This window comes from Streptomyces durmitorensis (assembly GCF_023498005.1).
Taxonomy (GTDB): domain Bacteria; phylum Actinomycetota; class Actinomycetes; order Streptomycetales; family Streptomycetaceae; genus Streptomyces; species Streptomyces durmitorensis.
In genome coordinates this window covers 3,149,210-3,171,056 of the sequence record NZ_CP097289.1, presented here as the reverse complement: position 1 = coordinate 3,171,056, position 21,847 = coordinate 3,149,210, and the positions used below count along the sequence as shown (strand labels likewise).

Annotated in this window: 15 protein-coding genes; 13 read left to right on the top strand and 2 right to left on the bottom strand. The window is 70.9% G+C overall.

The window, feature by feature from the left end:
- Nucleotides 1-150 precede the first annotated feature (150 nt).
- The 8 genes from M4V62_RS14000 to M4V62_RS13965 all read left to right on the top strand — a co-directional run bounded on the left by M4V62_RS14000 (nt 151) and on the right by M4V62_RS13965 (nt 11,391).
- On the top strand, nt 151-1,383 hold the full coding sequence (locus tag M4V62_RS14000) for an SLC13 family permease (protein WP_249592819.1): 1,233 nt from the start codon (nt 151-153) through the stop codon (nt 1,381-1,383).
- A gap of 153 nt (nt 1,384-1,536) precedes the next feature.
- Nucleotides 1,537-3,642: a phosphocholine-specific phospholipase C gene (locus M4V62_RS13995; RefSeq protein WP_249587588.1), complete on the top strand. Its 2,106-nt coding sequence runs from the start codon at nt 1,537-1,539 to the stop codon at nt 3,640-3,642.
- 217 nt (nt 3,643-3,859) lie between these two features.
- The gene (locus tag M4V62_RS13990; RefSeq protein WP_249587587.1) at nt 3,860-6,133 is read left to right on the top strand and encodes an MMPL family transporter; all 2,274 of its coding nucleotides are present in this window, start codon (nt 3,860-3,862) and stop codon (nt 6,131-6,133) included.
- The gene (locus tag M4V62_RS13985) at nt 6,102-6,692 is read left to right on the top strand and encodes a GNAT family N-acetyltransferase (protein ID WP_249587586.1); all 591 of its coding nucleotides are present in this window, start codon (nt 6,102-6,104) and stop codon (nt 6,690-6,692) included. Before M4V62_RS13990 ends, M4V62_RS13985 begins: the two co-directional genes overlap by 32 nt.
- A 35-nt stretch (nt 6,693-6,727) precedes the next feature.
- On the top strand, nt 6,728-7,345 hold the full coding sequence (locus M4V62_RS13980) for a hypothetical protein (RefSeq protein ID WP_249587585.1): 618 nt from the start codon (nt 6,728-6,730) through the stop codon (nt 7,343-7,345).
- A 261-nt stretch (nt 7,346-7,606) separates the two neighbouring features.
- Nucleotides 7,607-7,792 (top strand): hypothetical protein, encoded by a 186-nt coding sequence (locus M4V62_RS13975; RefSeq protein WP_249587584.1) that lies wholly within the window; start codon nt 7,607-7,609, stop codon nt 7,790-7,792.
- Complete coding sequence (locus M4V62_RS13970; protein WP_249587583.1) at nt 7,792-10,989, top strand: helix-turn-helix transcriptional regulator; 3,198 nt, start codon at nt 7,792-7,794, stop codon at nt 10,987-10,989. Before M4V62_RS13975 ends, M4V62_RS13970 begins: the two co-directional genes overlap by 1 nt.
- Before the next feature lie 129 nt (nt 10,990-11,118).
- The gene (locus M4V62_RS13965; RefSeq protein ID WP_249587582.1) at nt 11,119-11,391 is read left to right on the top strand and encodes a DUF6191 domain-containing protein; all 273 of its coding nucleotides are present in this window, start codon (nt 11,119-11,121) and stop codon (nt 11,389-11,391) included.
- A gap of 11 nt (nt 11,392-11,402) precedes the next feature.
- On the opposite strand, the gene M4V62_RS13960 is transcribed toward M4V62_RS13965, so the two are convergent.
- Both M4V62_RS13960 and M4V62_RS13955 read right to left on the bottom strand, forming a co-directional pair.
- Nucleotides 11,403-12,575, bottom strand: a complete 1,173-nt coding sequence (locus M4V62_RS13960; protein WP_249592818.1) for a PQQ-dependent sugar dehydrogenase — start codon at nt 12,573-12,575, stop codon at nt 11,403-11,405.
- A 104-nt stretch (nt 12,576-12,679) separates the two neighbouring features.
- On the bottom strand, nt 12,680-13,672 hold the full coding sequence (locus M4V62_RS13955) for an aldo/keto reductase (protein WP_249587581.1): 993 nt from the start codon (nt 13,670-13,672) through the stop codon (nt 12,680-12,682).
- Between the two features lie 98 nt (nt 13,673-13,770).
- Here M4V62_RS13955 and M4V62_RS13950 point away from each other — a divergent pair, with 98 nt between their 5' ends.
- The 5 genes from M4V62_RS13950 to ilvC all read left to right on the top strand — a co-directional run bounded on the left by M4V62_RS13950 (nt 13,771) and on the right by ilvC (nt 21,777).
- Nucleotides 13,771-14,721 (top strand): 2-hydroxyacid dehydrogenase, encoded by a 951-nt coding sequence (locus M4V62_RS13950; protein WP_249587580.1) that lies wholly within the window; start codon nt 13,771-13,773, stop codon nt 14,719-14,721.
- Nucleotides 14,722-15,154: 433 nt separating this feature from the next.
- A complete protein-coding gene (locus M4V62_RS13945) occupies nt 15,155-18,031 on the top strand; it encodes a putative bifunctional diguanylate cyclase/phosphodiesterase (RefSeq protein WP_249592817.1) in 2,877 nt (958 codons plus the stop codon).
- A gap of 233 nt (nt 18,032-18,264) precedes the next feature.
- Complete coding sequence (locus M4V62_RS13940; RefSeq protein WP_249587579.1) at nt 18,265-20,112, top strand: acetolactate synthase large subunit; 1,848 nt, start codon at nt 18,265-18,267, stop codon at nt 20,110-20,112.
- Nucleotides 20,113-20,141: 29 nt separating this feature from the next.
- Complete coding sequence (ilvN, locus tag M4V62_RS13935; RefSeq protein WP_249587578.1) at nt 20,142-20,669, top strand: acetolactate synthase small subunit; 528 nt, start codon at nt 20,142-20,144, stop codon at nt 20,667-20,669.
- A gap of 109 nt (nt 20,670-20,778) precedes the next feature.
- A complete protein-coding gene (gene ilvC / locus M4V62_RS13930; RefSeq protein WP_249587577.1) occupies nt 20,779-21,777 on the top strand; it encodes a ketol-acid reductoisomerase in 999 nt (332 codons plus the stop codon).
- Nucleotides 21,778-21,847 lie beyond the last annotated feature (70 nt).

Sequence of the window (21,847 nt, the reverse complement as noted above, 5' to 3'; positions counted from 1 at the left end):
CCGATTGCCCCGGAGCGATCGAGTGGGCGGGCGGGGCGCTGTCAGCCGTCGCTCCATGGGGAGCATCCGTCCCGCCGAACCACCGCCCCACCCCGAACCACCGCCCCACCTCGGGCCACGGAGCGCCCCCTGAACACCGTCACCGCCGAGATCCTCTCCGTGGGCCTGCTGCTCGCCGTGCTCGCGTTCGCCGTCATACGGCCCAAGCAGTGGCCCGAGGCCGCCGCCGCGCTGCCCGCCGCCGGGCTCGTCGTGGCGCTCGGGGCCGTCTCGCCGCAGCACGCGCTCGCGGAGGTCGAGAGCCTGCTGCCGGTCGTGGGGTTCCTCGCCGCCGTGCTCGTGCTCGCTCAACTCTGCGCCGACGACGGGCTCTTCGCCGCCGCCGGGGATCTCGTCGCCCGGCTGTGCGGCGGGCGGACCAAGGCGCTGCTCGGCGGCGTCTTCGGTGTCGCCGCCGCGATCACCGCCGTGCTGAGCCTCGATGCCACCGTCGTGCTGCTCACGCCGGTCGTCTTCGCCACCGCCGCCCGCGTCGGCGCCAGGCCGCGGCCGCACGTCTACGCCACCGCCCACCTGGCCAACTCGGCCTCGCTCCTGCTGCCCGTCTCCAACCTCACCAACCTCCTCGCCCTCACCGCGAGCGGGCTCACCTTCACGCGGTTCGCGATGCTCATGGCGTTGCCCTGGCTCGTCGCGATCGGGATCGAGTACGTGGTCTTCCGGCGGTACTTCGCCGCCGATCTGGCCGCGGGCGCCCTTGAGCCCAAGGAGACCGAGCCGACCCCCGTGCCGGTCTTCACCCTGGTCGTCCTCGGCCTCACGCTCGCCGGGTTCGTCGTGACCTCGCTCGCGGGCCTCGAACCCCTGTGGGCCGCCCTGGCCGGGGCGGCGGTGCTCGCGGGCCGTGCGCTGCGGCGCAAGCGGACGACCGCCACCGGGCTCGTCCGCTCCGCGAGCCCGCTGTTCTGCCTGTTCGTGCTCGCGCTCGGCATCGTCGTCAAGGCGGTCGTCGACAACGGCCTCGGCTCCGGGATCGAGTGGCTCCTGCCGGACGGCGCGTCGCTGCCCGCGCTGCTCGCCGTGGCGGCCGTCGCCGCCGTGCTCGCCAACCTCATCAACAACCTGCCCGCGATCCTCGCCCTGCTGCCCGCCGTCGCCCCCGCGGGCCCCGGCCCCGTCCTCGCCGCCCTGATCGGCGTCAACATCGGCCCGAACCTGAGTTACGTCGGCTCGCTCGCCACGCTGCTGTGGCGCCGCATCCTGCACGACCACGGCACGGACGCGGAGTTGGGGACCTTCACGCGCCTCGGCGTGCTGACCGTCCCCGCCACGCTCGCGGCGTCGACGGTGGCCCTCTGGGCGGGGCTCCTGATCGGCTTCTGAAGCGACGCCCCGCACCCGGGTCTTCCGCCCGGCCCATCCGTTCACGTCGACTTCGTCCCCAAGTCTTCACACGGATACCGGACTTCACTAGCGTCCCGCCGAGTAGGTCAATGGATCAGCAGAGAACCATTGGCCGTCGACTGGAGGTCGTACGTGTCCCCGGAGATTTCACGCAGGCGGCTGATGGCAGTCGGCGGTGGCGCACTCGGCGCCGCCGCCGTCGGATCCTTCCTGCCGCCGTCGTTGCAGCAGGCACTGGCACAGGACCGGCACAAACCCGGCAGTGGCGGGCTCGACTCGATCGAGCACGTCGTCATCCTCATGCAGGAGAACAGGTCCTTCGACCACTACTTCGGCGCCCTGCGCGGCGTACGCGGCTTCGGCGACCGCAACGCCATCCGGCTCCCGGGCGGCAAGTCCGTGTTCGAGCAGCCGGGCGTGCTGCGCACGGTCATGCCCTTCCCCGTCCGCGAGGCCGCCGCGGCGCAGAAGAAGGACCTGCAGTACATCGGCGCCCTCGACCACTCCTGGAGCGGCGGCGCCAAGGCCTGGCACGACGGCTGGATGGACGGCTGGATCACCGCCAAGACCGCCGCGACCATGGCGTACTACACGCGCGACGACATCCCGCTGCACTACGAACTCGCCGACACCTTCACGGTCTGCGACGCCTACCACTCGTCCATCCACACCTCCACGAGCCCCAACCGCAACCACCTGTGGAGCGGCAAGACGGGCTATGAGGCGAACGGCAAGCGGGCCGTCGAGAACGACGCGTACGCCGAGGGCACCCACCCCGGCTACGACTGGGGGACGTACGCCGAGCGCCTGGAGAAGGCGGGCGTGAGCTGGCAGACGTACACCGAGTGGGAGAACTTCACCGACAACCAGATCGAGTTCTTCACCACCTTCAAGGCCATCGCCCGCAAGGTCCTCGCCAAGACCGGCCTGACCTTCATGGAGGCCTTCTACGCCAAGGTGCGCGACGCCAAGGACGACGCCGAGCGCGAGAAGCTGCTGGCCACCCTGGAGGAGGGCGTCGCCACCCTCACCAAGGCCGAGAAGTCGCTCTTCGAGCGCGGCCTGCGGCGCGTGCCCACCGGCAAGCTCGCCGATGAGTTCGCCAAGGACGTCGCGGGCGGCAAGCTGGCCAAGGTCAGCTACCTGGTGCCCTCAGCCCTCGACTCCGAGCACCCCAGCGTCTCCTCGCCGATCCACAGCGCGACCATCGTCTACAAGGTCCTCGACGCCCTCGCCTCGCACCCCGAGGTCTGGCGCCGCACCGCCGTCTTCATCAACTACGACGAGAACGACGGCTTCTTCGACCATGTCCCGCCGCCCGTGCCCGGCGGCGACAGCGACGAGGCGAAGGAGGAGCGCTGGGAGGGGAAGCCCACTGGCCTCGGCGCGCGCGTCCCCATGCTCGTCGTCTCGCCCTGGACCGTCGGCGGCTACGTCACGTCCGAGGTCTTCGACCACACCTCCGTCGTGCGCTTCCTGGAGAAGTGGACCGGCGTGAAGGAACCCAACATCAGCGCCTGGCGCCGCAAGGTCACCGGCGACCTCACCGGCGCCTTCGACTTCAAGCGCGGTCACCGGCAGCCCGAGGTCGAACAGCCCGGCGCCATCCCGGAGTTCAGCGGCCGCTGGTCACCGCAGCCGCCCCTGAAGCAGTCCATGCCGGTCCAGGAGCCCGGCACCCGCCGCGCCCGCCCGCTGCCCTACCAGCCCGACGCGTACGTGAAGCCGGGCGAGGGCGGCGCTCTGTCGGTGCGGCTGCGCAACGGCGGCCGCTCCAGCGCGCACTTCGCGCTCTATCCGTACGCGGACGAGTTCCCGGTCCCGCAGCACCAGGACGTCGTCCGCGAGGGCTCCTGGACCGTTCCGGTGGCCAAGGACGCGTACGCCTTCACGATCACCGGGCCGAACGGCTTCCGGCGCGAGTTCGCGGGCGGCAAGGACGGCAGCGCGCAGCTCGCCTCCGCGATCACCCGTCGGGAGATCCACGTCACACTGGCCAACCGGGGCCGCAAGGAGCTCGTCTTCAAGGTCGAACCTGTCGGATATGTCCCGGAACGTCACGTCAGGTCGCGCACGCGGGTCGTCCGCGTCAAGGCGGGCAGCAGCCGCACGATCGCCTGGCAGACGGACGACGAGCACGGCTGGTACGACGTCGAGGTCACGGCGGTGGGCGAGCCCGCCTTCCGGCGGCGCCTGATGGGTCACATAGAGAACGGGCGCGCGAGCGTGTCGGGCTGACATCCGCGCTTCTCAGGACGGTGTGCGAGGTCCCGGTGGGGCCTCGCACGCCTTTTGTGCTCTTGTGAGGAAAGCCACGAAGCGGTCCAACGATCTCCAGGTGCTGCCAAAGTGTCCCTGGCGCTTATGTCATCGCTCATGCGTTCTTTGCGGGCTGTTCAGGTCATTCAAGACTGTTCCCGATAAAGATCCACGAACCACATCAGGGAGCCGGTCAGTGGCAGCACTCGCACGGTGGTGTGTGAAACACCGCCTCCTGGCAGTCCTGCTCTGGCTCGTCGCCCTCGGCGGCGCCGCGAGCGCCGCGGCCGTCGCCGGATCCGCGTACTCGAACGACTACGAAGTGCCGGGCACCGAGTCGGGCCGCGCGACCCAGCTCCTGAACGAGGGCTTCGAAGGGATCGGCGGCGACAGCAACACCGTCGTCTGGCGGACCGAGGCGGGCACCACCGTGCGCGCGGCCGACGTCGAGCAGACGATGACCGGCGCCCTCGACACGATCGAGGACATGCCCGCGGTGGCCTCCGTCAGCAGTCCGTACACCGAGCGCGGCGCCGCACAGATCAGTGACGACGCCCGCATCGCGTACGCGAACGTCACCTTCCACGAGCAGGCCGACGCCATCGACAAGGCGGACGCGCAGGCCCTCGTCGACACCGCGAAGGCCGCGGCGTCGGACAGCCTGGACGTCGAGCTCGGCGGCAGCGCCGTCGGCCTCACCGAGTCCAAGAGCGCGCAGACCGCCGAGATCGTCGGGGTCGCCGTGGCCGCCGTCGTGCTCTTCCTCGCCTTCGGCTCGCTCGCCGCCTCGATCCTGCCCATCGCCACGGCGCTGGTGTCGGTCGGCACGGCGTACGCGGGCATCGTGCTGCTCGGGCACTTCATGACCGTCGCGGACTTCGCGCCGATGCTGGGCACCCTGATCGGGCTCGGCGTCGGCATCGACTACGCCCTGTTCATCGTGACCAGACACCGCAAGGGCCTCAAGCAGGGCCTTCCGGTGGCCGTCGCCGCGGAACGCGCGGTCGCCACCACCGGGCGCGCGGTCGTCTTCGCGGGCGCCACCGTGTGCATCGCCCTGCTCGGCATGCTCATTCTGCGGCTCAGCTTCCTCAATGGCGTCGCGATCGCGGGCTCGCTGACCGTGCTCCTCACGGTCGCCGCCTCCGTGACGCTGCTCCCCGCCCTCCTGTCCTGGATCGGGCCGCGCGCGCTCAGCCGCCGCGAACGGCGCACCCTCGCCGAGCACGGCCCCGCCCCCGAGGTGCCCACCGGGCTCGCCGCCCGCTGGTCCGCCTTCGTCGAGCGGCACCCCAAGCTGCTCGGCGGCGTCGCCATCGCCGTGATGGCGCTCCTCGCCCTGCCCACGCTCTCCCTGCATCTGGGCACCTCCGACCAGGGCAACAACCCGGCGTCGGCCACCACACGCCAGGCCTACGACCTGCTCGCGGACGGCTTCGGCCCCGGCGTGAACGGCCCGCTCACGCTGGTCACCGACGTCCACGGAGCGGGCGACCGACTCGCCCTCACCAACCTCGTCCCCACGCTGGAATCGACCAAGGGCGTCGCCTCCGTCAGCCCCGTCACGTACGACGCCGACGGCACCGCCGCCTACGTCACCGTCGTACCGGACTCCTCCCCGCAGTCCGAGCGCACCAGCGACCTCGTCGACCGGCTGCGCGACGACGTGCTGCCCATGGCCGAGGCCGACACCTCGCTCGACCTGGCCGTCGGGGGCGTCACCGCGAGCTACGACGACTTCGCGGAGATCATCGTCGGCAAGCTGCCCCTCTTCGTGGGCGTGGTCATCGGCCTCGGCTGCGTCCTGCTCCTTCTCGCCTTCCGGTCCATCGGCATTCCGCTGAAGGCCGCCGCGATGAACGTGGCGGCGGTGGCATCGGCCTTCGGGGTCGTCGTCGCGATCTTCCAGTGGGGCTGGGGGAGCGAGCTGCTGGGCCTCGGCGCGGCCGGACCGATCGAACCCTTCCTGCCCGTGATCATGGTGTCGGTCCTCTTCGGGCTCTCGATGGACTACCAGGTCTTCCTGGTCAGCCGGATGTACGAGGAGTGGCTGGAGACCGGCGACAACCGGCGGGCCGTGCGCGTCGGCCTCGCCGAGACGAGCCGCGTGATCAACTCCGCGGCCGTGATCATGATCTCGGTCTTCCTCGCCTTCGTCCTCAGCGGCGACCGGGTCATCGCGATGTTCGGCATCGGCCTCGCGGCGGCGGTCGCGCTCGACGCGTTCGTGCTCCGTACGTTGCTGGTGCCGGCCCTCATGCACATGCTCGGCGGCGCCAACTGGTGGCTGCCGCGCGGCCTCGACCGGTGGCTGCCGCGCATCAGCATCGAGCCCCCGGAATGTCGTTCGAATTCGGCCGTCGTGGGTGCGAGGATCCCGGAGCAAGGGGACACGCACGACGCACCGGTCGTGGAGCCGGACGGACTGAAGGAGCGGGATGTTCGCGATATCGCTGGGCGAGGGCGCTGAGCTGAGGCCCATCGAGCCGTGGCAGGCGCAGGAGTTCCTCACGCACGTCGACCGGGCGCGCGAGTACGCGGCACCGTGGGTCCCCCTGACCGCGCTGACGACGGACCTCGCGTCGGCCCGGGAGCGGCTCCAGGTGTTCGCCGACAAGCAGGCCGCCGACACGGGGCGGCTCTACGGCATCTGGCTGGACGACACGCTCGTCGGCGGGGTGCTCTTCCGGATCTTCGACACGGCGAACGAGAGCTGCGAGATCGGCGTCTGGCTGGAGCCTTCGGCCGCCGGGCGCGGTCTGATCACCAGGGCGAGCCGCGTGCTCATCGACTGGGCGGTGGACACGCGCGGCATGCACCGCGTGGAGTGGCTCGCCTCGTCGGCGAACGCCCCCAGCATCGCGGTGGCCAAGCGGCTCGGGATGACCAAGGACGGGGTGCTGCGGGAGAGCTTCCCCTGGCAGGGGGTGCGGCACGACATGGAGGTGTGGTCGGTGCTCGCACCGGAGTGGCGGAAGGCGCGGGAGGCGCGCGAGGCGGATGCCGACGCCCGTCGCGCCGCTCGTTAAGAAAGCTCTCAGACTCCGTCCGTACGGTGCGGAGCATGGGAACTAAGACAGAGGACGAGACCGCGGCCGAGGCGGCCGCAAAGCCCGCAGAGCCGGAGGCCGCGGACACCACGGACGCCAAGGGCGACACCAAGGACGACACCAAGGCGGACGCCGTCAAGGTGGACAAGTCCACGGCGGCCGACGACGCCGTCGAGGCCGACGATGACGACGACGCCGATGAGCTCGTCGTGGTCGACGAGGTCGCTCCGGCCAAGTCCAGTGGCGTGTTCCAGGGCGCCGCGGCCGTCGTCTCCGCCGCTCTCGGTGTGATCGGTCTGTCCGGCGGCTGGCTCGGCACGGTCGCCGCCGCGCGCTCGAACATCGTCGGCCAGCTGGAGACCAAGCAGTCGGCGAGCGTCGCCGACCAGATCCAGGCCCTTTACGGCGACTCCTGGCAGGTCACGGCGCTGATCGCCGGAGCCTTCGCGCTCGCCGCGCTGGTCGTCGGGTTCGTCGTCCTGGTCAGGCCCGCGTTCGGCGCGCCCGACCAGGTCCAGGCGCCGTGGATCAAGTCGGTGGCCTGGGCGGGTGTCGCCCTGGGCGTCATCGGCCTGCTGCTGGCCATCGCGAAGTACTCGGACTTGATCTACGGACTGCCGTCGACCAGTTGATGGCAGCGCAGTGTTCGATACGCCGGTGGGGCTGAGTCAGCCCCACCGGCGTTCTGCGTGCTGAGGGGCCCGCCTTAGGGAGGCGGGGGCCCGCCTCAGGGAGGCGGGCAAGGCCCTAAGGCCCCCTCCCGCCTCCCTAAGGCCCCCCACCCCCTCAAGATGCGGCACTCTTCCGATGTGCCGCCCCTCCCTGGCAGACGAAAGTAAGGGCATCGCAGAAAGCGAAGCCGGACACCGGATGTCACACCTCAGGGAGTCGAAATGTTCGAGTACGAGATGCACCAGCTCCGCGCCGCCGACCTCACCCGCGAGGCCGACCGCCGCCGCCTCCTGCGCGAGGCCCGCGAGGCCAAGGCGGCCCGCGCCGAGCGTCGCTCGGCCCGCCAGGAAGCCGAGGGGCGGGTGAGTACCGGCCAGTGGAGGACCCGCTTCACCAGGGCCGCGTGATGAGCGCGGGGTCTTCTGCCCTCGGGATATCCGCTGCCACGAGGCCCGCACCCTGTGCGATGCTCACCGCTGTGGAGACCAGGTCCGTAAGCCCCGTGTTCGTCGGCCGCGCCGATGAGCTGGGCGTTCTGAACGACGCGCTCGCCCGTGCCAAGGGGAGGACCCCCGGCACGGGCGAGCCGCAGGCATTGCTGCTCGGCGGCGAGGCGGGCGTCGGCAAGACCCGCCTCATCGAGGAGTTCACCGCGGCGGCCCGCGCCGAAGGCGCCGTCGTCGCGCTCGGCGGCTGTGTCGAGATCGGCGCGGACGGACTGCCCTTCGCCCCCTTCTCCAGCGCCCTGCGCTCCCTGCGCCGCCAGCTCCCGGACGAGGTGGACGCCGCGGCCGCCGACCAGGAGGGCGAACTCGCCCGGCTCCTGCCCGAACTGGGCGAGGCCCCGCAGCGCCGCCGCGGCACCGACGCCCAGCACGACGAGGAAGGCATGGCCCGCCTCTTCGAGCTGACGGCCCGCCTCCTGGAGCGCCTCGCCACCGACCGGCCGGTCGTGATCGCCCTGGAGGACCTGCACTGGGCGGACGCCTCGACCAGGCACCTCCTCGCCTACCTCTTCCGCACGCTGCGCAGCGGCAGCCTCGTCGTCGTCGCCACCTACCGCGCCGACGACATCCACCGACGCCACCCGCTGCGCCCCCTCCTCGCCGAGCTGGACCGCCTGCGCACGGTGCGCCGCATCGAACTCGCCCGCTTCAGCAAGGTCGAGGTCGCCCGGCAGATGGCCGGGATCCTGAGCGCGGAGCCCGCGCAGACCCTGGTGGACGACATCTTCGACCGCTCGGACGGCAACGCCTTCTTCGTCGAGGAGCTCGCCGTCGCCTCGCACGGCGACAGCTGCGCGAGCATCACGGACTCCCTGCGCGACCTCCTTCTCGTACGCGTCGAGGAGCTGCCCGAGGACACCCAGCGGGTGGCCAGGATCGTCGCCGAGGGCGGCTCGACCGTCGAGTACCCGCTGCTCGCCGCTGTCGCAGGGCTCGCGGAGGACGACCTGATCGAGGCCCTTCGGGCCGCCGTCGGCGCCAACATCCTGCTGCCGTCGCCGGACGGAGACGGCTACCGCTTCCGGCACTCCCTGGTGCGCGAGGCGGTCGGCGACGACCTGCTGCCCGGTGAACGCTCCCGGATCAGCCGCCGGTTCGCGACGGTCCTCGAGGCCGACCCCTCACTCGTCGCCGCCGACCAGCGCGCCGCCCGCCTCGCCAGCTACTGGTACCACGCGCACGACGCGGCGAAGGCGCTGCCCGCCGTCCTGCGGGCCTCCGTCGAGGCCCGCCGCCGCTATGCGTACTCCGAGCAACTGCGCCTGCTCGAACGGGCGATGGAGCTGTGGGACGACGCCCCCGAGGACATCCGCCTCGAACTGCGCCCGCTCGACTACGCCGAGGTCTACCCTCCCTGCGGCTGCGACCCGGCCACCACCCCCCTGCGCTATCTCGACCTCATGGCGGAGGCCGCCGTCGCGGGACGCCTCTGCGGCGAGCGGGAACGCGCCCTGAAGATCACCAAGCGCGCGCTGCGGCTCCTGGAGGACGAGCAGGATCCCCTGCGCTCCGCCTGGTTCTGGATCCAGCGCTCCCGGCTCACCTCGACGCTCGGCCGCGGCGACGGCTGGGCGGAGATCGCCACCGCCCAGGAACTGGTCCGCGGCCAGCCGCCGTCCGAGGTGCATGCCGAGGTGCTCACCAACGTCGCCTCCTGGGGCATGCTGCACAACCCCGGCGAGGAGACCCTGGCGGCGGCCCAACGCGCCGTCGAGTACGCCCGGATGGTCAAGGCCGAGGAGATCGAACTCAACGCCCGGCTCATCTACGGCGGCCTCCTGGTCGACGCGGGCGACGTCGAGCAGGGATTCGCGGAGATGTACGCGGTCAGGGACCGCTGCGTGGCACCGCCCGGCCTGGTCTCCCGCATCCCGCACATCCACGTCAACCTGCCCTCCGTGCTCGAAGGCGCGGGCCGTTCCCTGGAGGCCCTTGAAGTCGGCGACCAGGGCATCGCGCTCTGCCGGAAGTACGGCCTCACCGACACCGAGAGCTGGGTCCAGGTCAACAAGGCGGAGACCCTTGAATCCCTTGGCCGCCTGGACGAGGCCGTCGAGGCCTCCGAGGCGGCCCGCCGTGGTGCGCTCAGCGTCAAACCGCGGGCCGGCGCGGCCCTGCGGCTCGCCTGCATAGCCCTCACCCGCGGCGATCTGGCTGAGTCCACCGCCCAACTGGCCGTGGCCCGCAGCGACTACGGCACGCACCACGTCCTCATGCCGCAGTACTCCCTGCCCATGGTCACCGCCGCCCTCGGCATCGCGGCGGCCGACCCCGACCGCGCGGCCGGCGTCGCCGCCGCGCGCGCCGAGCTCGAACAGGCCCTGGCCAAGGGCTTCCCGCCCGGCACCCAGCGCTACACCTGGCCCCTGCTGCTCGCCGCCGCCACCTCGGAGGCCGATACGCGCGGCCTGCCCGCCGCCGAGCCCGGCCGGACCGAGGCCATTGACAGCATCCGCCGAGCCGCCAAGAAACTCCCCGCACCCATGCCGGTCTGGGCCGCCCACGAGCAGTGGGTACGCGCCGAACTCCTGCGCGCCGAGGACCGCGACACCCCCGCCGACTGGGCCGCCACAGTCACCGCGTTCGAACCCCTCGGCCGCCCCTACGACCTTGCCCGCGTCCGCCTCCGCCTGGCCGAGTCCCTCCTCGCGACCTCCGCCGGAGCAGGCGCCGGAGCAGGCGCCGAAGCGGATCGCGAGCGTGCCACCGCTCTGCTGCGCCAGGCCCGTGAGGTGGCCGAACGCCTGAGGGCCCGGCCTCTCGCCGAGTCCGTCGCGGGGCTCGCCCAGCGCGCCCGCCTCACCCTGAACGACGACGAGCACGCCCAGGCCCACGGAACCGCGAGGGCCCACCTCACCCCGGTCGATCCCGCCGAGGCACTTGGTCTCACCAGCCGGGAGCGGGATGTGCTCCGCCGCGTCGCCGCGGGCCGCAGCAACCGCCAGATCGCCGAGGAGCTCTTCATCTCCCCGAAGACGGCGAGCGTCCACGTCTCCAACATCCTCGCCAAGCTGGGCGTCGCAGGCCGTGGCGAGGCGGCGGCCCTGGCCCACCGCCTGCGCCTGTTCCCCGCGGAACGCGCACAGTCGACCGGGTGACCTGAGCTGCCCTGAGCAGACCTGAGCCGATACGGGCTGACCCGAGCTGACCTGGGCTTTCCTCGCCCCGATGGGTTCCGGAGCGCCTCGCTTACGCTGGTAGGAGGAACCCGGCCGCCAGGAGGCGCAGTGTTCAACCCGATCGAGCTTTTCCAGCCCGGCCGCAAACACACGGACGACGAGCAGAAGCGGCTGGAGCTGAGCCGGGTCGACGTGGCCGACGGCGACCCGGGCCGCGGCCCGATAGACCTCACCTCGGGCAAGGTCGTGGTGAGGGTGCCGCAGCAGGCGGAGGCTGACCCTGCGGTGGGTGCCGGCGCCGAGCAGGATCCCGCGGGCGACCCCGGCCCCGGCCCCGACCCCGCCCCGGACCTCTCGTCCTCGCCCTCGCCCGAGAAGTAGCCCGCTCGCCCCTACTTCACCGTCACCTCAAGGATCTTGTCGTCCCCCTTCTCCGGGGTGCCCCGGGAGTCTGTCTCGTTCGTCACCAGCCACAGCTTGTCGCCGCCCGCCGCGACGACCGTGCGCAGACGTCCGTGCTCGCCCTTCAGGAAGGACTGGGGCTCCACGGTGCCCTCCACTCCGCGGACCGGAATGCGCCACAGGCGCTCGCCGCGCAGGCCCGCCATCCAGATCGAGCCCTCGGCATAGGCGATGCCGCTGGGAGAGGCCTCCGAGGTCTTCCACTGGGCCACCGGGTCGTGGAAGCCGTCCTCGTCGCCCTTGCCTTCCACCTCCGGCCAGCCGTAGTTGTCGCCGGCCTTGATCTCGTTCAGTTCGTCCCAGGTGTCCTGGCCGAACTCCGCCGCCCAGAGCCGCTTCTCCTCGTCCCAGGCCAGGCCCTGCACATTGCGGTGGCCGTACGAATAGACAGGGGAGTCGTCGAAGGGGTTGCCGGGGGCCGGCTCGCCGTCCGCGGTCAGGCGCAGGATCTTGCCGCCGAGCGACTTCTTGTCCTGGGCCAGGCCCGTGTCACCCGTCTCGCCCGTGCCCGCGTACAGCATTTTGTCCGGGCCGAAGGCGATCCGGCCGCCGTTGTGGACGACGCCCTTGGGGATGTCCTTGAAGATCGTGTCGGGCGCGCCCAGCTGCTGGCCGGAGGGCTTCTTCTCGTCGTACAGCATGCGGGCGATGCGGTTGTCCGACTCGGTGGTGAAGTACGCGTAGACCATGTGGTCCGATGCGTACGAAGGAGAGAGCGCCAGGCCCATCAGGCCGCCCTCGCCGGCGGGGGAGACGCCGGGGACCGAGCCCAGTTCGGTCTTCTTGCCCGTCTCGCCGTCGACGCGGGTGATGGTCCCCTCGTCGCGTGAGGACACCAGCAGGTCCCCGCCCGGCAGCGGTGCGAGGCCCCACGGCGACTTCAGGTCCTCGGTGAGGGTCTTGGTGACCGTCGCCGATCCCTTTTCCGGCGGGGCGTCGCCGGCGCGCGGCTTTCCCGTGGGCGTCCCGTCCGACGTCGCGGGGCTCGACTCGGCGCTCTTTCCGTTGTCCGGCGCGTCTGAGCCCCCGGACGAGCAACCGGCCGTGAGCACCAGGGCAGCGGCAGCCAATGCGGCTGTGACAGCAGGTCGTTGCACGATCAGGTTCCCTTCGACGCAGCGCTTCTACTGTTCATACACCGCTCGATCCCCACAGGTTCCCAACCCGGCTCCGCCGACTCGGGGACGTCAGTGCCACGAGCTGATGGTCAGTCCCACGATCCCATGGCCGAAGGCAGTGCCGCGATCTCCGCCAGGTCCGCAGCGGTCAGCCGCAGCGCCGCCGCCCCCGCGTTCTGCACCGCCCAGCGCTCCCGCTTGGCCCCCGGGATCGGCACCACGTCGCGCCCCTGCGCGAGCACCCATGCCAGCGCCACCTGCGCCGGCGATGCCCCGTGCCGCTCGGCCACCCGGCGCAGGCCCACCACCAGCGGCTGGTTGGCCGCCATCATCTCGGCGGTGAAGCGGGGATGCCGGGCCCGCACGTCGTCCGGCTCGAAGCCCTGTCCCGGCGTCAGCGTCCCCGTGAGGAAACCGTTCCCCAGCGGCATCGCCGCCAGAAAGCCGACTCCCCGCGCCGCGCACCACGGCAGCAGCGTCTCCAGCGCCTCCCGCGACCACACCGAGAGCTCGGCCTCCACCGCGGCGACCGGGAAGACCTGCTGGACCCGCTCCAGCTGCCGGACGGTCCCCTCGTGCAGCCCTCTGCCCTCACGCCGCGAGGCACGGGCCCCCACCGCGCACAGCCCGAGCGCCCGCACCTTCCCCGCGGCCACGAGCTCGGCCATCGCGCCCCAGGTCTCCTCCACGGGCACCTCGGGATCGGCACGGTGCAACTGGTACAGGTCGATCGTCTCGGTCTGCAGCCGCCGCAGCGACGCGTCGCAGGCCCGCTTCACATAGCCGGGGCGGCCGTTGGCGACGATGTGCTGCTCGCCCACCAGGAGCCCGCACTTGGTGGACACGAAGGCCTCGGACCGCCGCTCCTTCAGCGCCCGCCCCACCAGGAGCTCGTTGGTGAACGGCCCGTACATGTCCGCCGTGTCAAGGAGGGTCGAGCCCTGGTCGAGCGCGGCGTGCACGGTGCGCAGCGACTCCTCGCCCCGCTGGCGTGAGCCGGTGTACGCCCAGCTCATCGGCATGCAGCCGAGCCCGACCGCCCCCACCTCGAGCGCTGCCGCGCCGATTGTCCTGCGGTCCACCTGGCCGTGCCCTCCCCACCTCATGTCCGAGCGGCCCCCAACGTAACCTCTGCCTCCCCCCACGTGACGTGCGGCCTGGGCGCATTAGCCTCCTGACCATGACGACTGATGTATGGCTTCCCTACGCCGCGGACGAGATCGAAGGCCTGCCCGGCGCAGCCGATGCCGGGCTCAACTACCGCTTCTGGGACGGCGGCCCGGACTTCCCCGCGGACCCGGCCGACTGCGCGTTCTACGTGGTGCCCTATCTGTCGCCCGCGGAGACCGCCGTGCGACCGCTGCCCGAGATGACATCCGTGCGCGCCGTGCAGACACTCTCCGCGGGCGTCGACCAGATGCAGTCCGGGCTTCCGTTCCTCGCCCCCGGCGTGCAGTTGTGCAACGCCAAGGGAGTGCACGAGGCCAGCACCGCCGAGCTGGCGCTCGCCCTCATCCTCGCGTCCTTGCGCGGCATCCCCGGGTTCGTGGAGGGGCAGCGGCAGGGGGAGTGGCGGTCCGGGTTCCATCCGGCGCTCGCCGACAAGTCCGTACTGATCGTGGGGTACGGATCGATCGGTTCGGCGATCGAGGACCGGCTCATCCCCTTCGAGTGCGCGCGGGTGGCGCGCGTCGCGCGCTCTGCACGTGCCACGGAGCGCGGCCCCGTGCACCCGCTCGCCGAACTGCCCGCACTGCTGCCCGACGCGGACGTGGTCATCCTCTCCACGCCCCTCACCGACACCACCCGTGGCCTGGTGAGCGCCGACTTCCTGGCCCGCATGAAGGACGGCGCCCTGCTCGTGAACGTCGCGCGCGGCCCCGTCGTGGACACCAAGGCGCTCCTGGCCGAACTGGAGAGCGGCCGGATCAACGCCGCCCTCGACGTCACCGATCCGGAACCGCTGCCCGCAGCTCACCCCCTGTGGCACGCTCCTGGAGTGCTCATCAGCCCGCATGTGGGCGGACCGACCTCCGCCTTCCTGCCCCGCGCCAAGCGCCTGCTCGCGGCGCAGCTGACCCGTTACGTCGCCGGGGAACCCCTTGGCAACGTCGTCCTGACGACCGAGTAGCGCACCAAGCCGCCGTCGCCCAGGGCTCGTTCGAGCACGCTCCGCACTCGTGTGTGTGCGGCCCGTGTCCGACATGGCGTCGACAGTCACGGAGCGTAGAGAAGTTATGTCCCTGAGTGACGAGACTGGTGTATCGTCCCGACAGGGGCTGCGCCGTGGACCGTTCGGCGCCGGGGACGAGACATCAGACGCGAGGGGGGCGACGGGCGATGTACGGCCAATGGGCGAACGATCCGACGCGACGAGGCCGCCGGCGGCGACTCTCACGCGTAACGGCTCGCTGTCGGCGCGACGGTTACGCACACGAAGTCCCGGGGCCGATCAGTCACGGGAGGCGGACGGACACGGGAGCGGCACGGACCAGGGCGGCCCGGTGAGCACCCGTCCGTCGACCGCCACCGCCCTGGAGGGCGGCGGAGGTCTGACGGCGCCGATGCCGCCAGGGGCACCACTGGCCCGGCGCCCCGCATCCGGCGGCGGTGCGGGTCTGGTCTCGCAGATCACGCTCCTCGTGGTCTGCGGCGGGTATGCCACCGGGGCCGCGCTCGGCTGGGGTTCGGCCCGAGTCGCCCTGATCATGGGCGACTTCGGCCTGAGCATCGCGGCGGCGACAGCGGCGGTCTCCTGTTTCCGCTACTCACGCACCCGACGAAGCCGCTTTCGACCCGCGTGGCTGCTGTTCGCGCTCTCCTCCGCGATGGCGGCCCTGGGCAACGGCGTATGGGGCTGGTACGAGGTCGTGCTCGAGCAGCCGGTGCCGAGTCCGGGCCTCGCCGACCTGTTCTTCCTCTGCTTCGCGCCGCCCGCCATCATCGGCCTGCTCGTGCTCGCCAAGCGCCCGGTGACCAAGGCCGGTTGGGTCTGCCTGTCGCTCGACGCCTGGCTCATCGGCGGCTCACTGCTCACGCTCTCCTGGAGCCTGGCGCTCGCGCACACGGCGCAGTTCGAGGGCCAGAGCGTCGCGCACGCGGCGCTCTCGCTCGCCTACCCGCTGCTCGACATCGCGTTGGTCAGCATGGTCCTCGCGCTGCACTTCAGACGATCCTCCGCCAACCGCACGGCGGTGAACACGGCGATCGGCGCCCTCGCGCTGACCGTCATGTGCGACGCGATGTTCACCTCGCCCCTGCTGCACGCCAGTTACCGCTCGGGGCAGATGCTGGACGCGGGCTGGTTCGCGGGATCACTGCTCCTCGCGTACGCACCCTGGGCGGCCCCCTGGCAGAAGCACGCGGACGACGCGCAGCACGCGCGCGTGGAGCACGACGGCGTACCGAAGGGTGCGCGGGCCGCCGCCACCCGGCCGATCGCCGGATCGCTGGCCGCGCTCACGCCGTATCTGGCCGCGGCTGTCTGCACGTTGGGGATTCTCTACAACGTACTCAGCGGCCGCAGCGTCGACGAAGTCGTGCTCTTCACCGCGGGCACGGTCGTGCTCGCCCTCGTCGTGCGCCAGGGCATCATGCTCCTCGACAACATCACCCTCACCCAGGAACTGGCCCAGAAGGAGAACCACTTCCGCTCCCTGGTGCAGGGTTCGAGCGACGTCATCATGATCGCCGCTCCGAACGGCATCCTCCATTACGTCAGCCCGGCCGCCTCCGGGGTGTACGGCAGGGAGGCCGATGAACTCGTCGGTTCCGAACTGGCCTCGCTCATGCACCCCGAGGACCTGGGACGCGTGGTCCACGAAGTCCGCAGATTCCTCACCGCGAACCCGGTCGAGGAACCCACGACCCGCATCGAGTGCCGCTTCAAGTCCGGCCGGGGCGACTGGCTGAACGTCGAGTCCACGGTCAACCGCCACCAGGGCGGCCTCATCTTCAACAGCAGGGACGTCACCGAACGGGTGCGCCTCCAGGCGCAGTTGCAGCACAACGCCGAGCACGACCCGCTCACCGACCTGCCCAACCGCGCCCTGTTCACGCGGAGGGTCGGCCAGGCGCTCACCGGCCGCAGAGTCACCGACCGGGGCACGGCCGTGCTCTTCATCGACCTGGACGGCTTCAAGGCGGTCAACGACACCATCGGACACCAAGCGGGGGACGAGCTCCTCATCCAGGCGGCCCGTCGCCTTCAGGAGGCCGTCAGGTCCGGGGATTGCGCGGCCCGGCTTGGCGGCGACGAATTCGCCGCGCTGATCGTGGGTGACGGCACCCGCGACCAGGCCGCACGCGAGCAGCACATCTACGAACTCGCCGACCGTCTCAGAATCACCCTCTCCCAGCCCTACGCGATCGACGGCAACGACGTGCGCGTGGCGGCGTCCATCGGCGTGGCCTTCGCCGAACCGGGCATCGGGGCGGGCGAGTTGCTGCGCAACGCCGACCTGGCGATGTACCGCGCCAAGGCCGCGGGCAAGGGCCGCGTCGAGCTGTACGCACCCCAGATGCAGGCCGACGTCGTACGCAAGGCGGAGCTGGCGACCCGGCTGCGCACCGCCCTGCACGACGGCGAGTTCGCGCTGCTGCACCAGCCGGTGGTCTCCCTGGACGACGGGCGCATCACCTCCGTCGCCGCCCAGGCGCGCTGGCGCTCGGCGCAGGGCATCCTCTTCACGCCCGCCGAGTTCCTGCGCGTGGCCGACACCTCGGACTCCCAGGAGGGTGCCCGCACCGCCGAGCTGGGCCGCTGGATGCTGGAGGAAGCCGTCCAGCAGGCCGCGGAGCGCGGGCGCACGGGTCACGCGACACCCGTCGCCGTCCGCATCAGCGCGCGGCGTCTCCTGGACCGCTCCATGCCGCTGGGCTCCATCGAGGCGCTCCTGACCCGGCACGGGCTGCCCTCCGGGGCGCTCATCATCGAGCTGGCCGACAGCGACCCCCGCGTCCCGCTGGACGATCTGGAGCGCCGGCTGACCTCCCTGCGCAGGCTCGGCGTCCGCATCGCCCTGGACGGCTTCGGGAGCGGCTATGCCGCCATCACCGCACTGCGGCGGCTCCCCGTCGACGTACTGAAACTGGACCGCAGCCTCGTCGAGGGCGTCGTCGAGTCCGCGCGGCTTCACAAGATCACGGCCGGTCTGCTGCGCATCGCCACCGATCTGGGGCTGCGCTCCGTGGCCGACGGCGTCGATCTGCCGGAGCAGGTCATCGCCCTGCGCGCGATGGGCTGCACGCACGGACAGGGCATGGCGTTCTCCGGTCCGCTCGACGAGTACCGCCTGCGCCGTGCGCTGTCGCTCGGGCATTACCCGGTGCCGCACGGGCCGGTGGAGCCGGTGCTCGCGGGTGCCCCGCCGATGGTGTTCGGAGGAGGTGTCGAGGCCTTCGTCCGCTCACATAATGAGACCCCCGTCCCACCTACTTGACAGGCACTGTGCGCCGGGGAGAGGGTCAATGCCATGCGCACCCGAATTCTCGTACTTGGAAAGCGCGTCGGCTGAAGCTGGGAGTCACCGGTCCGAACACCGGATTCCCTGCACCCGCTCCGACGCGCTCCCCTCGCCTGCCTCACGGCACGAGGGGTTTTTTGTTGCACTGGCGCCCGCCAAACCCCCGCAAACACCCCGCAAAAACCCTCAGCTTCGAGAAGAGAATGCCGATGACCGAGCAGGCCACCGGGGCCCACCATCCGCAGCCGCGGCCCCGATCCTCAGGACAGCAGTCCGCCCCCGTCGAGCACGTCACGGGTGCGAAGTCCCTCATTCGTTCTCTCGAGGAAGTCGGGGCCGACACGGTATTCGGCATCCCCGGCGGTGCCATCCTTCCCGCGTACGACCCGATGATGGACTCCACTCGCGTCCGTCACATCCTGGTCCGTCACGAGCAGGGCGCAGGACACGCCGCCACCGGATACGCGCAGGCCACCGGCAAGGTCGGGGTGTGCATGGCGACGAGCGGCCCCGGTGCCACCAACCTCGTCACGCCGATCGCCGACGCCCACATGGACTCCGTGCCCATGGTCGCGATCACCGGCCAGGTGGCCTCCAAGGCGATCGGTACGGACGCCTTCCAGGAGGCGGACATCGTCGGCATCACGATGCCGATCACCAAGCACAACTTCCTGGTCACCAAGGCCGAGGACATCCCGGCGACGATCGCGGAGGCCTTCCACATCGCCTCCACGGGCCGTCCGGGCCCTGTCCTGGTCGACATCGCCAAGGACGCCCTCCAGGCGCAGACCACCTTCCAGTGGCCGCCCACCCAGGACCTGCCCGGCTACCGGCCGGTGACCAAGCCGCACGCCAAGCAGATCCGCGAGGCCGCCAAGCTGATCACCGGCGCCAAGCGGCCCGTCCTCTACGTCGGTGGCGGCGTCATCAAGGCCCACGCCACCGCCGAGCTCAAGGTCCTCGCAGAACTCACCGGAGCGCCCGTCACCACCACACTGATGGCGCTCGGCGCATTCCCCGACAGCCACGAGCTGCACGTGGGAATGCCGGGCATGCACGGAGCGGTCACCGCCGTCACCGCGCTGCAGAAGGCCGACCTGATCGTCGCCCTCGGAGCCCGCTTCGACGACCGCGTCACCGGCAAGCTGGACAGCTTCGCGCCCTTCGCGAAGATCGTCCACGCCGACATCGACCCGGCCGAGATCGGCAAGAACCGCGCCGCCGACGTGCCGATCGTCGGTGACGCCCGCGAGGTCATCGCCGACCTGATCCAGGCCGTCCAGGCCGAGCACACGGCTGGTCAGAAGGGCGACTACACCGCCTGGTGGAACGACCTCAGCCGATGGCGCGACACCTACCCGCTGGGCTACGACCAGCCCGACGACGGCTCGCTCTCCCCGCAGCAGGTCATCGAGCGCGTCGGCAAGCTGGCCCCCGAAGGCACGATCTTCGCGGCCGGCGTCGGCCAGCACCAGATGTGGGCCGCTCACTTCATCGACTACGAGCAGCCCGCCACCTGGCTCAACTCCGGCGGCGCCGGAACGATGGGGTACGCGGTCCCGGCCGCGATGGGCGCCAAGGCCGGACAGCCCGACCGCACGGTCTGGGCGATCGACGGCGACGGCTGCTTCCAGATGACCAATCAGGAACTGACCACCTGCGCCCTGAACAACATCCCGATCAAGGTCGCCATCATCAACAACGGCGCCCTCGGCATGGTCCGCCAGTGGCAGACGCTGTTCTACAACCAGCGTTACTCCAACACCGTGCTGCACAGCGGTCCCGAGGACATCGGCCCCAACAAGGGCACCCGCGTCCCGGACTTCGTGAAGCTGTCGGAGGCCATGGGCTGCGTGGCGCTGCGCTGCGAGCGCCCCGAGGACCTCGACAAGGTCATCGCCGAGGCCAACTCCATCAACGACCGCCCCGTCGTGGTCGACTTCATCGTCCACGAGGACGCCCAGGTCTGGCCGATGGTCGCGGCCGGCACCTCGAACGACGAGGTCATGGCCGCCCGCGGGGTCCGCCCCGACTTCGGCGACAACGAAGACGACTGAGACCGAGAGCGAAAGAGAGACCACGAGTCATGTCCACCAAGCACACGCTCTCCGTCCTGGTCGAGAACAAGCCCGGTGTCCTCGCCCGGATCACCGCCCTGTTCTCCCGCCGCGGCTTCAACATCGACTCCCTGGCCGTGGGCGTCACCGAGCACCCCGACATCTCACGCATCACCATCGTCGTGAACGTCGAGGGACTGCCGCTCGAACAGGTCACCAAGCAGCTCAACAAGCTCGTCAACGTCCTGAAGATCGTCGAACTCGAGCCGTCCGGCGCCGTGGCCCGCGAACTGGTCCTCGCCAAGGTCCGCGCCGACAACGAGACGCGCTCGCAGATCGTCGAGATCGTCCAGCTGTTCCGCGCCAAGACCGTGGACGTCTCGCCCGAGGCGATCACCGTCGAGGCCACCGGATCCAGCGACAAGCTGGAGGCCATGCTCAAGATGCTGGAACCCTTCGGCATCAAGGAGCTCGTCCAGTCCGGCACCATCGCCATCGGCCGCGGCTCCCGCTCCATCACGGACCGCAGCCTGCGGGCGCTCGACCGCTCGGCCTGAACCAGCCAGAACGGCCCACCGGGCGCGCCCGCATACCGAGACCGTAAAACCTCCCTCCCCCGCCCGCCGTACGGTGGGTCGCAACACCAGCACACATAGGAGATTTCCAGTGGCCGAGCTGTTCTACGACGACGACGCCGACCTGTCCATCATCCAGGGCCGCAAGGTCGCGGTCATCGGATACGGCAGCCAGGGCCACGCCCACGCGCTGTCGCTCCGTGACTCGGGTGTCGACGTCCGCGTCGGTCTGCACGAGGGCTCCAAGTCCACGACCAAGGCCGAGGAGCAGGGCCTGCGCGTGGTGACGCCCGCCGAGGCCGCCGCCGAGGCCGACGTCATCATGATCCTGGTGCCGGACCCGATCCAGGCCCAGGTCTACGAGGAGTCCATCAAGGACAACCTCAAGGACGGCGACGCGCTGTTCTTCGGCCACGGCCTGAACATCCGCTTCGGCTTCATCAAGGCCCCCGAGGGCGTCGACGTCTGCATGGTCGCCCCGAAGGGCCCGGGTCACCTGGTCCGCCGCCAGTACGAGGAAGGCCGCGGCGTTCCGTGCATCGCGGCCGTCGAGCAGGACGCGACCGGCAACGGCTTCGCGCTCGCCCTCTCGTACGCCAAGGGCATCGGCGGCACGCGTGCGGGCGTCATCAAGACGACCTTCACCGAGGAGACCGAGACCGACCTGTTCGGCGAGCAGGCCGTGCTCTGCGGCGGCACCGCCGCGCTGGTCAAGGCGGGCTTCGAGACGCTGACCGAGGCCGGCTACCAGCCGGAGATCGCGTACTTCGAGTGCCTCCACGAGCTGAAGCTCATCGTGGACCTCATGTACGAGGGCGGCCTGGAGAAGATGCGCTGGTCGATCTCCGAGACCGCGGAGTGGGGCGACTACGTCACCGGCCCGCGCATCATCACGGACGCCACCAAGGCCGAGATGAAGAAGGTCCTGACCGAGATCCAGGACGGCACCTTCGCCAAGCAGTGGATGGACGAGTACCACGGCGGTCTGAAGAAGTACAACGAGTACAAGACCCAGGACGAGAACCACCTCCTGGAGACCACCGGCAAGGAGCTCCGCAAGCTGATGTCTTGGGTCAACGAAGAGGCATAGTGCCCCCGGGTCCGGGGCACCGCCTCGGGGCTCCGCCCCGGACCCCGCTCCTCAAACGCCGGAGGGGCTG

Bases quoted from the DNA above. Each gene is read 5' to 3' on its own strand.
- M4V62_RS13985 (WP_249587586.1), top strand. From the start codon at position 6,102: ATGTTCGCGATATCGCTGGGCGAGGGCGCTGAGCTGAGGCCCATCGAG.
- M4V62_RS13980 (WP_249587585.1), top strand. From the start codon at position 6,728: ATGGGAACTAAGACAGAGGACGAGACCGCGGCCGAGGCGGCCGCAAAG.
- M4V62_RS13975 (WP_249587584.1), top strand. From the start codon at position 7,607: ATGTTCGAGTACGAGATGCACCAGCTCCGCGCCGCCGACCTCACCCGC.
- M4V62_RS13970 (WP_249587583.1), top strand. From the start codon at position 7,792: ATGAGCGCGGGGTCTTCTGCCCTCGGGATATCCGCTGCCACGAGGCCC.
- M4V62_RS13950 (WP_249587580.1), top strand. From the start codon at position 13,771: ATGACGACTGATGTATGGCTTCCCTACGCCGCGGACGAGATCGAAGGC.
- M4V62_RS13945 (WP_249592817.1), top strand. From the start codon at position 15,155: ATGCCGCCAGGGGCACCACTGGCCCGGCGCCCCGCATCCGGCGGCGGT.
- M4V62_RS13940 (WP_249587579.1), top strand. From the start codon at position 18,265: ATGACCGAGCAGGCCACCGGGGCCCACCATCCGCAGCCGCGGCCCCGA.
- ilvN (WP_249587578.1), top strand. From the start codon at position 20,142: ATGTCCACCAAGCACACGCTCTCCGTCCTGGTCGAGAACAAGCCCGGT.